The organism is Caballeronia sp. LZ019, assembly GCF_031450825.1.
Taxonomy (GTDB): domain Bacteria; phylum Pseudomonadota; class Gammaproteobacteria; order Burkholderiales; family Burkholderiaceae; genus Caballeronia.
Genome location: NZ_JARTVZ010000005.1, coordinates 1,052,790 through 1,067,076 on the forward strand (window position 1 = coordinate 1,052,790; position 14,287 = coordinate 1,067,076).

The 14,287-nt window shown below is 64.0% G+C and carries 13 protein-coding genes and 1 riboswitch; of the genes, 1 reads left to right on the forward strand and 12 read right to left on the reverse strand.

Features of this window, described 5'->3' with window-relative positions; genetic code table 11:
- Positions 1 to 67 precede the first annotated feature (67 nt).
- The 11 genes from P9255_RS18380 to P9255_RS18430 all read right to left on the reverse strand — a co-directional run bounded on the left by P9255_RS18380 (position 68) and on the right by P9255_RS18430 (position 11,240).
- On the reverse strand, positions 68 to 1,219 hold the full coding sequence (locus P9255_RS18380) for a TraB/GumN family protein (RefSeq protein WP_404980371.1): 1,152 nt from the start codon (positions 1,217 to 1,219) through the stop codon (positions 68 to 70).
- Positions 1,203 to 2,207, reverse strand: coding sequence for a peptide ABC transporter ATP-binding protein (locus tag P9255_RS18385; RefSeq protein ID WP_309763817.1), 1,005 nt, complete (start codon positions 2,205 to 2,207; stop codon positions 1,203 to 1,205). The genes P9255_RS18380 and P9255_RS18385 overlap by 17 nt, the downstream gene beginning before the upstream one ends.
- The gene (locus P9255_RS18390) at positions 2,204 to 3,235 is read right to left on the reverse strand and encodes an ABC transporter ATP-binding protein (RefSeq protein WP_309763816.1); all 1,032 of its coding nucleotides are present in this window, start codon (positions 3,233 to 3,235) and stop codon (positions 2,204 to 2,206) included. Before P9255_RS18390 ends, P9255_RS18385 begins: the two co-directional genes overlap by 4 nt.
- A 1-nt stretch (position 3,236) precedes the next feature.
- Positions 3,237 to 4,154, reverse strand: a complete 918-nt coding sequence (locus P9255_RS18395) for an ABC transporter permease subunit (protein ID WP_309763815.1) — start codon at positions 4,152 to 4,154, stop codon at positions 3,237 to 3,239.
- 8 nt (positions 4,155 to 4,162) lie between these two features.
- Entirely contained in the window at positions 4,163 to 5,173 is a 1,011-nt protein-coding gene (locus P9255_RS18400; RefSeq protein WP_309763814.1) for an ABC transporter permease subunit, read from the reverse strand.
- 122 nt (positions 5,174 to 5,295) lie between these two features.
- A complete protein-coding gene (locus tag P9255_RS18405; RefSeq protein WP_309790214.1) occupies positions 5,296 to 6,927 on the reverse strand; it encodes an ABC transporter substrate-binding protein in 1,632 nt (543 codons plus the stop codon).
- A 236-nt stretch (positions 6,928 to 7,163) separates the two neighbouring features.
- Positions 7,164 to 8,003, reverse strand: coding sequence for a methylenetetrahydrofolate reductase [NAD(P)H] (gene metF / locus P9255_RS18410; protein ID WP_309763812.1), 840 nt, complete (start codon positions 8,001 to 8,003; stop codon positions 7,164 to 7,166).
- Between the two features lie 28 nt (positions 8,004 to 8,031).
- Positions 8,032 to 8,385, reverse strand: a complete 354-nt coding sequence (locus P9255_RS18415; RefSeq protein WP_309790215.1) for a phage holin family protein — start codon at positions 8,383 to 8,385, stop codon at positions 8,032 to 8,034.
- A gap of 91 nt (positions 8,386 to 8,476) precedes the next feature.
- Positions 8,477 to 9,898, reverse strand: coding sequence for an adenosylhomocysteinase (gene ahcY, locus P9255_RS18420; RefSeq protein WP_309763810.1), 1,422 nt, complete (start codon positions 9,896 to 9,898; stop codon positions 8,477 to 8,479).
- A gap of 32 nt (positions 9,899 to 9,930) precedes the next feature.
- Positions 9,931 to 10,045, reverse strand: a riboswitch (S-adenosyl-L-homocysteine riboswitch).
- Between the two features lie 59 nt (positions 10,046 to 10,104).
- Positions 10,105 to 10,827 carry an LrgB family protein gene (locus P9255_RS18425; RefSeq protein ID WP_309790216.1) on the reverse strand — a complete coding sequence of 241 codons (723 nt, stop codon included), beginning with the start codon at positions 10,825 to 10,827 and terminating at the stop codon, positions 10,105 to 10,107.
- Positions 10,828 to 10,844: 17 nt separating this feature from the next.
- Positions 10,845 to 11,240: a CidA/LrgA family protein gene (locus P9255_RS18430; RefSeq protein WP_404980441.1), complete on the reverse strand. Its 396-nt coding sequence runs from the start codon at positions 11,238 to 11,240 to the stop codon at positions 10,845 to 10,847.
- A gap of 187 nt (positions 11,241 to 11,427) precedes the next feature.
- Between P9255_RS18430 and P9255_RS18435 the strand changes: the two genes are divergently transcribed.
- Complete coding sequence (locus P9255_RS18435; protein WP_309790217.1) at positions 11,428 to 12,357, forward strand: LysR substrate-binding domain-containing protein; 930 nt, start codon at positions 11,428 to 11,430, stop codon at positions 12,355 to 12,357.
- A gap of 86 nt (positions 12,358 to 12,443) precedes the next feature.
- Here P9255_RS18435 and P9255_RS18440 read toward each other — a convergent pair whose 3' ends face one another.
- A complete protein-coding gene (locus tag P9255_RS18440; protein ID WP_309790218.1) occupies positions 12,444 to 14,150 on the reverse strand; it encodes an OmpA family protein in 1,707 nt (568 codons plus the stop codon).
- Positions 14,151 to 14,287: the final 137 nt, after the last annotated feature.

Consider the following 14,287-nt stretch of genomic DNA (forward strand, 5'->3'; position numbering starts at 1 on the left):
GCGCGCCGTTGCAACGCGGTGACGCCATCGGCAACGGTCGAAGCAGCCGGTCCCGGTTGCTGAAAGGCTAACCCGAAACCACCACGAACCCCCTCCTCCTCAACAACTCCAGCACGCCCCTTTCCCCTCCAAGATGCAACGCCCCGATCGCGACGAACACCGGCCGATCGGGCGCGGCCAGCGTCACCATCCGCTGCGCGAATCGCCGGTTGCGCTCATACACCACGCGGTTATCCACCTGCGCCGCCAGCGCCTTCGACCGCGCGAGCTTGCTGCTTTTCGCATCGTCCCAGGCCTTCAGCGCGTCCGCATCGCCGATACGCCATAGCCGATGCAACTCCTTCACATCGGCCACATTCTCCGCCGAGGTCTGCACGAGATCCTGCGCCAGCATCTCGCGTTGCTGCGCCGACGAAAGATGCGTAAACGTCGATATTTGCTCGTTCAGCGTCTCCAGCCCCACTATCTTCCCGCGCACCCGCAGATAGACGTTCTGCAATTGCGCCTCCGTGCCGTATTCGCTCTGGAACCCGGCCTTCAGCGTGTCATAGGTCTGGATCAGCATCGATGCGAGCCACGGCCTCGTATGCCGCAGGTTCTTCAGCGCAACAGGATTGCCGCGCATGCGCGCCTCGACCTTTCTCCACATTGAATCCGGCAGATAGTCGATCAGACATTCGCTGCGGCACATGCCGTAGCGGTTGACGTCGTCTTGCGCGAGCAGCAGTTCGTCGGGGGAGATTTCGAGCGCCAGTGTCGGCGATGCATACAGCGCCGCGAGAATCGGTCTGCGAAACGGTTGCTCGGGCGGATAGTCGGTCGGGAAACCGACGTGCAGCGTGCCGAGCAGATAGATCGTCGTCGCGCCCTTCGTCGCAACGTAAAAGGGCATGCGCGGCGGTTGCGCACGGACGGGGCCGCTTGCCGTCGTGCCGTCGGAGCGGTCGGTTCTCGGCGGCGTCGCGGGCGATGCAATCGATGCGGGCACATCCGTCGCGCTTGCATCGCCTGCGGGTTGAGGCGTGCCGCCTGGCGGACTGCGCGATCCGGAGACCGCGAACGCCGCCGTCGACAACGCAAGCGACAGCGTGAACCACAGCGCCATTGCGTACGCCACGACGCCAGCACGCCGCGCGAGCAGCGCCATGCCACAGGACACGAAGCGGCGCGCCCGGTCGATCAACCGGCGCGCCGCCTGCGATTCAGGCTTCGCCTTCACCGACCTCCTCGGCGCGATGACACGACACCTGGCGGCCATCGACGACGCGCAGCGCCGGTTCCTCCACCCGGCATCGCTCGATCGCATACGGGCAACGCTGATGGAACGTGCAGCCCGATGGCGGATTCAGCGGCGACGGCATTTCGCCCTGCAGCCTGATCTTGATGCGGCGGTCTTCCTCGAAGAGCGCAGGCGTCGCGGACATCAGCGAGCGCGTGTACGGATGGCGCGGATTCGCAAAGATGGTCTTCTTGTCGCCGAGTTCCGCGATACCGCCGAAGTACATCACCATCACGTCGTCGGCGATATGCTCCACGACCGACAGGTTGTGCGAGATGAACACGTAGCTCGTGCCGAACTCCTGCTGCAGATCCATGAAGAGATTCAGAATCTGCGCCTGAATGGATACGTCGAGCGCCGACACCGGCTCGTCCGCCACGACGATCTGCGGATCGAGAATCATCGCGCGCGCAATCGCCACGCGCTGACGCTGCCCGCCCGAAAACATGTGCGGATAGCGCGATGCATGTTCGGGCCGCAGGCCGACGGTGCGCATCATTTTCGCGATGCGTTCCGCGCGTTCCGTTGACGAGAGCTTCGTGTTGATCGCGAGCGGCTCGCCGAGCGTCTGCTCCACCGTCTTGCGCGGATTCAGCGACGCAAACGGGTTCTGAAACACCATCTGCACGCGCTGCCGCAACTCGGCGATCTTCGCCTTGCTCGCGCCCGCCACGTCCTCGCCTTCGATCAGCAGCCGGCCCGACGTGGGCGTTTCGATCATCGTCAACTGACGGGCGAGCGTGGACTTGCCGCATCCCGATTCGCCGACGACCGCCAGTGTGCGCCCGCGCTGCAATTCGAACGACACGCCGTTGAGCGCCTTCACGGTGCCCTGCGTGAACATGCTGCGCTTGACCGAGTAATGCTTCGTGAGCTTGTCGGCGGCGAGCACGATGTCCCGACTGAGTTCCTTCGGTACTGCATTCATCGCGCACCCTCCCCGACGATCTGTGCTTCACGCTCCTCGCGCACCGCCTGCTCGACATCGCGAGCGACATTGAGCGGCTTGATGCAGCGCGCACGCACGGCCGGATCGTTCCAGTCCAGTTGATAAAGATGCGGCCGTCCCTTCCAGCAATCGTCGACGGCATACTTGCAGCGCGGCGCGAAGAGGCACCCGCTCGGCCGGTCGTCGCGGCCCGGCACCATGCCCGGCAACGCCGCAAGACGCGCCGCGCCCCGGCTGTGCTCGGGAATCGCGGCGAGCAGCGCTTCGGTGTACGGATGATGCGGCTCGCTGAAGATCGCCGGCACATGATTCGTTTCGATGATCTCGCCCGCGTACATCACCGCCACGCGCTGCGCCACTTCCGACACGACCGCGAGATCGTGCGAGATCAGCACGAGCGCCATGCCGCGTTCCTTCTGCAGGCGCACCAGCAGTTCCATGATCTGCGCCTGAATGGTCACGTCGAGCGCGGTGGTCGGTTCGTCGGCGATGAGCAGCTTCGGATTGCACGCGACCGCCATCGCGATCATCACGCGCTGATTCATGCCGCCCGACATCTGATGCGGGAACGCATCGATGCGGCTTTTCGCATCCGGAATGCCCACCTGGTCGAGCAGTTCGAGCGCGCGCTTGTGCAACGCATCGCCGCGCAAGCCTTCGTGCAGCTTCAGCACTTCCTTGATCTGATAGCCGACGGTATAGCTTGGGTTCAGGCTGGTGAGCGCATCCTGAAACACCATCGCGATGTCCTTCCCGATGATCCTTCGACGCTCGCGCGCCGACGCCTTCAGCAAGTCGCGGCCGTCGAAGGTGACCTGATCGGCAGTGACCTTGCCGGGGGCATCGATGAGGCCCATCAGCGCCATCATCGTGACGCTCTTGCCCGAACCGGATTCGCCGACGACGCCGACCACTTCGCCGGGCGCCACCGACAGGCTGATGCGATCGACGGCCTGCGTGCCGCCGAAGGTGACTTGCAGGTTACGGATAGTCAATAGATCGTTCATGTCATCCCATCCGTTTCAATTTCGGATCGAGCGCGTCGCGCAGCCCGTCGCCGAGCAGGTTGATGACGAGCACCGAGATGAGAATAGAGAGACCGGGCATCGTCACGATCCACCATGCGCTTTCGATGTAATCGCGCGCCGATGCCAGCATCGCGCCCCACTCCGCCGCCGGCGGCTGCACGCCGAGGCCGAGAAAGCCGAGCGCGGCGGCATCCAGAATGGCGGATGAGAAACCGAGCGTCGCCTGCACGATCAGCGGCGCGGCGCAGTTCGGCAGCACTTGCGAGAACATGAGCCGCACGGTGCCCGCGCCCGCGACGCGCGATGCCGTCACGTATTCCTTCTGCAGCTCGCCCAGCGCGGAAGCGCGCGTGAGGCGCACATAACCCGGCAGCGCGACGATCGCAATGGCGAGCATCGTATTGACGAGGCCCGGCCCGATGATGGCCACGACGGCGACCGCGAGCAGCAGCGAGGGCAGCGCGAGCAGCACGTCCATCACGCGCATGATCGGCGTATCGAGCCAGTTGAAGAACGCGGCCATCAGCCCGAGCACGACGCCCGGAATCAGCGCGAGCACCACGGACACGAAGCCGATCCAGAACGACAGCCGCGCGCCGTACATCAGGCGCGAAAGGATGTCGCGGCCCGCTTCGTCGGTGCCGAGCAGAAACATGCGATTGCCGCCTTCGAGCCACGCGGGCGGAATTTTCACGAAGTCGCGGTATTGCTCGATCGGGCTATGCGGCGCGATCAGCGGCGCGAAGATCGCGACGAAGATGAGCGCGATGACGATCGCGCCAGCCGCAACGGCGCCGCGATTGCGCGAGAAGTTCGCCCAGAACTCGCGCGCCGCGACGATGCGGCCCGACGGCGGCGTCAGCGCGCCGGGCGGAAGATTGTTTTGAATGTCGGCCATCGTGTTCCTCAGCGAGTATGGCGAATGCGCGGATTCAACACGCCGTAGAGCAGATCGACGACCAGGTTCACGACGATCACGAGCGACGCGATCATCAGAATGCCGCCTTGCACGACCGGATAGTCACGCCGCGAAATGGCGTCGATCAGCCACTTGCCGACGCCTGGCCACGAGAACAGCGTCTCGGTCAGCACCGCGCCCGCGAGCAGCGTGCCGACCTGCAGGCCGATCACGGTGACGACAGGAATCAGCGCGTTACGCAGCGCATGCACGACGACCACGCGCAACGGCGACAAGCCCTTCGCGCGCGCCGTGCGGATGTAGTCCTCGCGCAGCACTTCGAGCATCGAGGAGCGCGTCATGCGCGCGACGACCGCGAGCGGAATCGTGCCGAGCACGATGGTCGGCAGGATCAGATGCGACAACGCCGATGTGAACGCACCTTCATCGGTCGAGAAGAGGGAGTCGATCAGCATGAAGCCCGTGACGTGCGGAATGTCGTACTCCACCGCGATGCGGCCCGATACCGGCGTCCATCCGAGCTTCGCGGAGAAGAACATGATGAGGATCAGGCCCCACCAGAAGATCGGCATGGAATAGCCGGTGAGCGCGGTGCCCATCACGCCATGATCGACGACCGTGCCGCGCTTGAGCGCCGCCGCGACGCCAGCCGGCAAGCCGACGACGAGCGCGAAGATCATCGCGCAAATGGACAGCTCGACGGTGGCCGGAAAGCGCGCCATGAACTCGCCCATCACGCTCGTATTCGTGATGATGGACGTGCCGAGATCGCCCTTGAGCGCATGGCCGACATACGTGAGGTACTGGAGCGGAAGCGGCTGGTCGAGCCCCAGGCGCTTCATGGCTTCGGCGTGCATTGCCGGGTCCACGCCCCGCTCGCCCATCATCACTTCGATGGGATCGCCCGGGATCAGGTGGATGAGTGCGAACGCGAGAATCGTAATGCCGATGAACGTCGGTATCACCATTCCTATGCGTCGCAAAACGAATCGGAACATGATCGCCCTTTGATATCGTTCGTGGGATCAATACGTGACCGGCGGCCGGATCGTTCGATCCGCGCCGCCGGCCATGTTTCGACTAATTATTTACAAGCGCAAAAAGCGTTCCGTCGACTAGCTTACTGCACGCCGACGCCATCGAAGCGCACGTAGCCGAGCGGCTCGATCTTCATGTTCGTCACCTTCTTGCTGACCGGCTGATAGACGGTCGAATGCGCGATCGGCGAGAACGGAAGTTGTTGCGCGAAGATCTGCTGCGCGTCGGTGTAAGCCTTCGTGCGCGCGGCGACATCGGTGGTCGAGCGGCCCTTCACGACGAGATCGTCGAACGGCTTGTAACACCACTTCGAGAAGTTGCTGCCCTTCACGGCGTCGCAGCCGAGCAGCGTGCCGAGCCAGTTGTCGGGATCGCCGTTGTCGCCGGTCCAGCCGATGAGCATGGCATCGTGTTCGCCCGCGTGCGCGCGCTTCAGATACTCGCCCCACTCGTACGAAACGATATTCGCCTTCACGCCGATCTTCGCCCAGTCGGCCTGGATCATTTCGGCCATCAAACGGGCATTCGGGTTATATGCGCGTTGCACGGGCATGGCCCACAGCGTGATTTCGAAACCGTTCGGGAAGCCGGCCTTCGAGAGCAGTTCCTTTGCCTTCGCGGTGTCGTACGGGTTCGTCTTCAGATTCTTGACGTAGGACCACTGCGTGGGCGGCATCGGTGCGGTGGCCGCCTGGCCCGCGCCCTGATACACGGAATCGATGATCGCCTTCTTGTTGATGGCCATGTCGAGCGCACGGCGAACATCGGCGTTGCCGAGGTCCTTCTTCGTCACGTTATAGGCGACGTAACCTTCGTTGAAGCCGGCCTGCGACGGCGTATCCACATTCGATGCGGACTTCAGCGCCGAGATATCGCCCGGGCGCGGATAGCTCATCACCTGGCATTCGTTGCTCTTCAGCTTCTGCACGCGCACGGCGGCGTCCGGCGTGATCGAAAAGATGAGCTTCGAAATCTGCACCGCGTTCGGCTTCCAGTAGTCCGGATTGCCGTCGAAGCGGATGGTCGCGTCCTTCGTATAGCTGCGGAAGATGAACGGACCCGTGCCGAGCGGATACTGATTGATGTCCGCGGCCTTGCCGTCCTTGAGCAGCTTGTCCGCGTATTCGGCGGAGAGGATCGACGCGTATTCCATCGCCATGTTCTGGATGAACGGCGCGCTCACTTCCTTCAGCGTGAACTTGACGGTGTACGGATCGACCTTGTTGACCTTCGCGATCAGCTTGTCGAGGCCCAGGTCCGTGAAGTACGGGAACTGCACGTTGTACGCCTTGCGGAACGGATGATTCGCATCCAGCATGCGGTTGAACGTGAAGAGCACGTCGTCGGCGTTGAATTCGCGCGTCGGCTTGAAGTAGGACGTCGTCTGGAACTTGACGCCGTGGCGCAGATGGAACGTGTAAGTCAGGCCATCGGGCGAGACTTCCCACTTTTCGGCGAGGCCCGGTTCGACCTTCGTTCCGCCACGCTCGAATTCCACGAGGCGGTTGTACACAGTGAACGTGTTCGCGGTGAAATCGGTGCCGGTGGTGTATTGCGCGGGATCGAAACCGGCGGGGCTGCCTTCGGAGCAGTAAATCAGTGTCTTGTTCGGGATTGCCGCGTTCGCAGCGCTCGCCGCGAACAGCGTTGCCGTAGCGACAGCGCCCATGAGCGCCGACAAGCGGGCGGCTCGCAACAGGCCATTCTTATTCATGTTTCCTCCAGGTCAGTGCCGGCTTCTGGCCAGCGTAGCGCGATCTTACTTGATCGCGTCCTCCGCCTTGTTAGCGGACGAAAAAACCGGGCGCAACACTAGCACGAACAAATATGACGTGGATACGCGGTTTTCCCCAGTTTCGCCGCGAGCGAAGCCGTGAGGCGCAGGCGTTGATTCGGGAGGGAAGAAGAACCGCGCGACGAACGCCGCGCGGGTGATGCAGACAACGAGGATCAGGCTTTGCCGAAGCCGAGGCGCTCGCAGATGGTCTTCGTCGCGGCCGCACCGTTCAACGTATAGAAATGCAGCCCCGGTGCGCCTTCATCGACGAGACGGCGGCACAGGCCCGTCACCACGTCGAGGCCGAACGCGCGGATCGACTCGCGATCGTCGCCATAGCTTTCCAGCCGGCGCGCGATCCACTTCGGCACTTCCGCGCCGCACATGTCGGAGAAGCGCATGAGTTGCGAGAAGTTGGTGATGGGCATGATGCCCGGCGTGATCGGCACATCGACGCCCAGCTTCTTCGTTTCGTCGACGAACTCGAAGTACGCGTCCGCGTTGAAGAAGTACTGCGTGATCGCCGCGTTCGCGCCCGCTTTCACTTTGCGCGCGAAGTTCTCGAGATCGACGCGCGGCGAACGCGACTGCGGATGAAACTCCGGATACGCAGCGACTTCGATGTGGAACCAGTCGCCGTGCTCCTGGCGAATAAATGCCACGAGCTCGGACGCATAGCGCAGTTCGCCGACTTCGCCCATGCCCGAAGGCAGATCGCCGCGCAGCGCGACGATATGGCGAATGCCGTGCTCGCGATACGCGCCGAGAATCGCCCGCAGGCTTTCCTTCGACGAGCCGATGCACGAAAGATGCGGCGCCGCCTCGAAGCCTTCCGCCGCCATTTCGAGCACCGTGTCGAGCGTGCCTTGCTGCGTGGAGCCGCCCGCGCCGAAGGTCACGGAGACGAACTTCGGCGAGAGCTTCGCCAGCTGCGCGCGCGAAGCCCGCAACTTGTCCACGCCTTCCTGCGTCTTCGGCGGGAAAAACTCGAATGAGAGTTCGATCGGTTTCATGTTGATGTGTGCGCGAGAAGCGCGGCGGCTACCCGAAGTTGCGCTGCCCGAAGACGAGCGCCGACAGAAGCCACGACACGATGCTGTACAGAATCGAGCCGAAGAACGCGGACCAGAATCCCGATACTTCGAAGCCCTTCAGCAAGGACGAGCACAGCCAGAAGCACAGCGCGTTCACCACGAGGATGAAGAGGCCGAGCGTGAGGACGGTGACCGGCAGCGTCAGGACGATGAGGACCGGGCGCAGCACCGCGTTGATCAGCCCCAGCACGACCGCGATGATGAGCGCCGTGCCGAAACTGCGAATGTGAATCGACGGCACCAGATAGGTGATGATCAGAAGCGCGAGCGCGTTGATCAGCCATGTCAGCAGCACGGTCATCGAAGTTCTCCGGGATGGTCGTCGTCGGGCGCAGCGGCGCGCGGATGCACGAGGCGCCCGCGCGCGACAGCCGTCGCGTTTGCCGCGTTAATTAATAGCGGTAGTGGTTCGGCTTGAACGGACCGTTCTTTTCGACGCCGATGTAGCCTGCCTGCTCATCCGACAGCACGGTCAGCTCAGCACCGATGCGGCCGAGGTGCAGACGCGCGACCTTCTCGTCGAGATGCTTCGGCAGCACGTAGACCTTGTTCTCGTACTGGTCGCCGCGCGTGAACAGTTCGATCTGCGCGAGCGTCTGGTTCGTGAACGAGTTCGACATCACGAACGACGGATGGCCCGTTGCGCAGCCGAGGTTCACGAGACGTCCTTCGGCCAGCAGAATGATGCGCTTGCCGTCCGGGAAGATGATGTGATCGACCTGCGGCTTGATGTTGTCCCACGTGTACTGGCGCGTGGACGCAACGTCGATTTCGGAATCGAAGTGACCGATGTTGCAGACGATCGCGTTGTTGCGCATCGCCTTCATGTGGTCGTGATTGATGACGTGGTAGTTGCCCGTCGCCGTCACGAAGATGTCGGCCTTGTCGGCGGCGTATTCCATCGTCACGACGCGATAGCCTTCCATCGCCGCCTGCAGCGCGCAGATCGGATCGATTTCGGTGACCCACACCGTCGCGCCCAGACCGCGCAGCGATTGCGCGCAGCCCTTGCCCACGTCGCCGTAGCCGGCCACGACCGCGATCTTGCCCGCGATCATCACGTCCGTCGCGCGCTTGATGCCGTCCACGAGGGACTCGCGGCAGCCGTACAGGTTGTCGAACTTCGACTTCGTGACCGAATCATTGACGTTGATGGCAGGGAACGGCAGACGGCCTTCCTTTTCCATCTGATACAGGCGATGCACGCCCGTCGTCGTTTCTTCCGTCACGCCCTGAATGTGCGCGAGGCGCGTGGAATACCACGTCGGATCGGCGTCGAGGTGGCGCTCGATCGACTTGTACAGCGCGACTTCTTCTTCGTTCGTCGGCTTGGCGATGACCGAGCGATCCTTCTCCGCCTTCGAGCCGAGGATCAGCAGCAGCGTGGCGTCGCCGCCGTCATCGAGAATCATGTTCGCGAATTCGCCGTTCGGCCATTCGAAGATGCGGTGCGAGAATTCCCAGTACTCGTCGAGCGATTCGCCCTTGAACGCGAACACCGGCGTGCCGCCGTCGGCGATTGCCGCGGCAGCGTGATCCTGCGTCGAGAAAATGTTGCACGACGCCCAGCGCACGTCCGCGCCCAGCGCCTTCAGCGTTTCGATCAGCACGCCGGTCTGAATGGTCATGTGCAGCGAACCGGCGACGCGCGCGCCCTTCAGCGGCTGCTGCGCCTTGTATTCTTCGCGAATCTGCACGAGGCCCGGCATTTCCGTCTCGGCGATGTCGAGCTCTTTGCGGCCCCATGCGGCGAGCGACATGTCGGCGACGACGAAATCCTTGGTGTTTTGGGAATCGAGAACTGCGGCGTTCATCACGCCCTCCTTTTCTAAAAAGACTAGAAATGTTGACGTGAGCGCCGTTCGAATGCGGTGGCTTGGAAGGCCGTCCGGATTGAATGCCTCCGAGCCTGGCGAATGATGCTTTTCAGCGGGTCATCCGTCGCAACGCTCCTCGGGGGCGAGGGTGGATTGTAGCAAAGTCTTTTGAGATGGTTTGGCTCTTGATTGGCCGATTTCGCTCAGAATGGCAACGCGGAAAGCAGCGGCGCGAGCAGCACCATGACGACACCCGCGATCATCATCGTGAGGCTGGAGACGACGCCCTCTTCGCTACCGAGTTCGCGCGCCTTCGCGGTGCCGACGCCGTGCGCCGCCGCGCCGAAGAGCGCGCCGCGCGCGAGCCGCGTGCGCAGCGGCACGAGCGCGAGCACGAGTTCGCCGAACAGCATCCCGCACACGCCTGTGGCGATCACGAAAAGCGCGGTGAGATCCTTCGACGCGTGAATCTTGTCGGATACGGCGAGCGCGAACGGTGTGGAAACGGAGCGCGTCGCGAGGCTTCGCTGCAGTTCCGGCGACAGATGCAGCAGCTTCGCCAGCGCCAGCGATCCGCCGACGCCCACGAGAATTCCGACCGTCACGCCGACCGTCAGCGAAATCCAGTGGCGTTTCAGCAGCCCGCGATATTCGTAGATCGGCACGGCGAACGCGACGGTCGCGGGGCCGAGCAGCCACATCAGCCAGCGCGTGTCGGCGAAGTAGACCGAATACGGAATGCGCGCGGTCACGACTATCAGCGCGAGCACCGCCGGAACCGCGAGGAGCGGCGTGAGCCACGGGCTCTTGTAGCGCGCGTAGAGGCGCTTGGACGCGAAGTACAGCGCGACCGTCAGCACGAAGCAGGCGGCCGCGATCAGGCGGCCGGCGTCGTCATGGAAAAGGGATGCGCAGAAGTGATTCATCGGTGCGTGGACGACGGTCAGGCGCGGGCCGCGTGCCGTGCGACGCGCGCGCGTCGCAGCGCGAGACGGCGTTCGAGCCGCGCAGCGCGATCGACGGCGAACGCCACGGCGATCATCACCATCAGCGTTCCACCGATGACAACCAGCGCGAGCCGCCAGCCTTCCTCTCTGAACAGACCGCCGTATTGCACGACCGCGACCGCTGCCGGAATGAAGAACAGCAGCATGTCGGCGAGCAGCCAGTCCGCGCCCGCCTTGACCCAGCGCGGCGCCACGCCGCCGCACATCAGCAGGAGGAGCAGCGCGATCAATCCGATGACGCCGCCCGGCACCGGCAGCGCCAGCGTGCGCGCGACGAAATCCGCCGCGAACCAGATGCCGGCGATGCCCGCCGACTGCACCGCAACGCGCATGAAACGCGCTGCCGAAGCGCGGGCGTTGCTGGACGGCGTCTGATGCGAAAGAACGGCGGACATGGCGAGTTCCGGATTAGGAATATGACTAGGGTTTACCTGTAGTCCGAGTATATGGGCACTCTTCCCATAAAAAAAATGACTTAAGCTTATCCACATCATTCCTGAATGGAATCCGGAGGCCGAAATGGAACTGCGTGCGCTGCGTTACTTCGTTGAAGTGGTGAAGCAGAAGAGTTTCACGACCGCCGCCGAGCACATGTTCGTCACGCAGCCGACCATCAGCAAGATGGTCAAGGCGCTCGAAGACGAAATCGGCTCGCCGCTTTTGCTGCGCGAGGGCCGGCAGATGGTGCTGACCGACGCCGGGCAGATCGTCTATCAGCGCGGCGTCAACGTGCTCGCGGCCCACGCCCGGCTCGAGGCCGAATTGAACGACCTCGGCACGTTCGGGCGCGGGACGCTCACTATCGGCATTCCGCCGATGGGCGGCTCGCTTTTCACGCCGGCCATCGCGGCGTTCCGAAAGCGGTATCCGAAAGTCGAGCTGAAACTGTTCGAGCGCGGATCGAAGGCGATCGAAGCCGCGCTGATCGACGGCGAACTGGAACTCGGCGGCGTCCTGCAGCCGGTCGATACCGAAATGTTCGACGTGCTGCCCGTCAGCCGTCAGATTCTGTGGCTGGTCGCGCAAAAAGGCTCGCGCTGGGACGAAGTCGACGAAGTGCCGCTCGCCGATCTCGCCGCCGAGCCTTTCGTGTTCTATGGCGAGAGCCTCGCGCTCAACGACGTGGTGCTGCACGCGTGCCGGGAGGCGGGCTTTTCGCCGACGATCGTCGGCCGCAGCGGACATTGGGATTTCATGGCGGCGCTGGTGCAGGCGGGCGTCGGCATCGCGCTATTGCCCGCGCCGTATTGCCGCCGCCTCGACGCGGAGGCATTCACGTGCCGCCCGGTCGTCGCGCCCGAAATTCACTGGGACATGGCGGTCGGCTGGCGGCGCAACGGGTATCTGTCGCATGCGGCGCGCGCGTGGATCGAAGTCGCGCGCGAAACCTTGCCGGCGAATCTGGACCAGGACTTCATGGCCGATGGCTTCGCGCGCAGACGCCGCTGAAACGAAAACCGCGCCGCAGCCGCGAATGGCGGCCCGGCGCGGGGATCGACGCGGGGATCGGCGCGGGAATGGAAACGAATGCCGGATCAGCGCACTTCCTGGAACTCGATGCGGCGATTCGCCATGCGTCCGGCGGGCGTGTCGTTGCTGGCGATCGGGCTGGCTTCGCCGAAGCCTTGCGCCGTCAGCGAAGTCGCCGGAATGCCGTGCTTCACCAGATAGGCGCGCACCGCTTCCGCACGCTTCTTCGACAGCGCGACGTTCAATGCCGCGCTGCCCGTGTTGTCGGAATAGCCGGCGATCTGCAGCTTGATCGGCGACACGCTTTCGTCGCATGCCTTGAGCGTCTCGGCGGACTTGGCGAGCGCCGCCATTGCGGCGGCGGGAGGCGTATTCGAGCCGACGCGGAAGTTGATCGGCTTCTGGTTCAGCATCCGGGCGATGGCCGGCGGGGAGCACGCCTCGCCGTTCGACACGACCAAACTACCGGACGCGGCCGATGCGGCCGATGCCGGCGCATCCGCTGGGCTTGATGCAGCGCCGATCTTCCAGTCCGAGCCGAACACCGACTTCAGCTTGTCGAGCCAGCCGAGCTTCGCGTCGGCGGCCTCGCCGCCCAGTTCGATCTTGTCGCCCGCGATGTGCACGCGCGCGCCGGGCAGCGTCAGCACGGGAAGCAGCTTGTCGAGCTTGCCGACCCACGTGGACGGCTTGGTGTCCGGATCGACGGTCACGTTTGCATGGAACTTGTCGCCGCCGAGCATGGACGACAACGTGTCGATCAGGACCTGCCGCTCCTCGTCGCTGCCGACCTTCGCGCTGAGCGTCGGCACGCCGGACGCATCGACGGTGAACGAAGCCACCGCCTCTCTGCCAGGCAGCAACGTCGGGATGGACGCCTGACCCGGCGCGGATGCGGACGCATCCGCGGCGATGCCGCCGGGCGAATCCGCGAAAGAATCCGACGCGGCCGAAGCGTCCGCTTGGGCATCGGCTGCTTGCTCCTTCGGCTTGTCGTCGGTCGCGCAGCCCCGCGTGACGAGCGCCGCGAATAGCGCGAGCGCAGCCGCATTCGCCACCCACAGCCATTTGCGCTTGCCCGGCGCGTCATGCGTTTCGTCGGGGGCCTCCGGCTCGGGCGGGCGGTCGTTTTGAATGGGGAATGCCGCCGCCTCGTGCGTAGCCGGATGCTCCAGGTGCGACGACACCGCCTTCAGCCGCGACGCCACGCCCGCCAGAAACGCGCCGACCGAGCCGAGCCCGAGCGCCTGCGCGAAGGCGTCCGTCATGTTCGCGCGCACGACGGGCAGTTGATGACCGAGCAGCGTCGGCAAAGAGCCGACCTGACCGTTGTGCTGCATGAAATAGCGTTTGAGCAGCCCGAGGACGGTTGCCCCGACCACGCCCGTCAGCGCGCGGGTCGAGTCCGCCGCGACGCCGGTGTGGTCGGCGATGCGCTCGCTCAGCCTGTTGAGGCTGTCGTGTGAGGCGACCGCGCCTTCCACCGATGCGCCCGTGGCCAGCAGCGACTGCATGCCTTCTTCGTGCATGACGAAGTGCGGCAGTTCGTCGGCGATATGCGTGTTCACGCTCGGCGACATGACCGATGCGAAGAGGTTGCGCGCGCCATCGAGCGACGACGCCTTGCTCATCATCGCGCCGATAAGCGCAGGACCGCACAACGAGATCACGCGCTTGGCGGATTCCGGCGTGCAGCCGACGCGTGTGGCCAGATGCTGCAACACGCTTTCGTTCAAAGCGCCCTGTACCAATTGATTGAGGTTGATGCTCATTCGGATTACTTCCAGAAAAGGCGTGGTCGCGCGGGCAGTCGTGCCCGGTAGGTCGGGCCGATTATAGGTTCGGGTTCCGGCCCGTCAGCGTGGACGCCTGAACAATCGGATTTGTCTCAGCGCACAGTGCTTTCAGA

Coding starts and splice junctions, on each gene's coding strand:
- P9255_RS18400 (WP_309763814.1), bottom strand. CDS start 5,173: ATGTTCCGATTCGTTTTGCGACGCATAGGAATGGTGATACCGACGTTC.
- P9255_RS18405 (WP_309790214.1), bottom strand. CDS start 6,927: ATGAATAAGAATGGCCTGTTGCGAGCCGCCCGCTTGTCGGCGCTCATG.
- P9255_RS18390 (WP_309763816.1), bottom strand. CDS start 3,235: ATGAACGATCTATTGACTATCCGTAACCTGCAAGTCACCTTCGGCGGC.
- metF (WP_309763812.1), bottom strand. CDS start 8,003: ATGAAACCGATCGAACTCTCATTCGAGTTTTTCCCGCCGAAGACGCAG.
- P9255_RS18435 (WP_309790217.1), top strand. CDS start 11,428: ATGGAACTGCGTGCGCTGCGTTACTTCGTTGAAGTGGTGAAGCAGAAG.
- P9255_RS18430 (WP_404980441.1), bottom strand. CDS start 11,240: ATGCGCGTTGCGGTGCAGTCGGCGGGCATCGCCGGCATCTGGTTCGCG.
- P9255_RS18385 (WP_309763817.1), bottom strand. CDS start 2,207: ATGAATGCAGTACCGAAGGAACTCAGTCGGGACATCGTGCTCGCCGCC.
- P9255_RS18395 (WP_309763815.1), bottom strand. CDS start 4,154: ATGGCCGACATTCAAAACAATCTTCCGCCCGGCGCGCTGACGCCGCCG.
- P9255_RS18425 (WP_309790216.1), bottom strand. CDS start 10,827: ATGAATCACTTCTGCGCATCCCTTTTCCATGACGACGCCGGCCGCCTG.
- P9255_RS18415 (WP_309790215.1), bottom strand. CDS start 8,385: ATGACCGTGCTGCTGACATGGCTGATCAACGCGCTCGCGCTTCTGATC.
- P9255_RS18440 (WP_309790218.1), bottom strand. CDS start 14,150: ATGAGCATCAACCTCAATCAATTGGTACAGGGCGCTTTGAACGAAAGC.
- ahcY (WP_309763810.1), bottom strand. CDS start 9,898: ATGAACGCCGCAGTTCTCGATTCCCAAAACACCAAGGATTTCGTCGTC.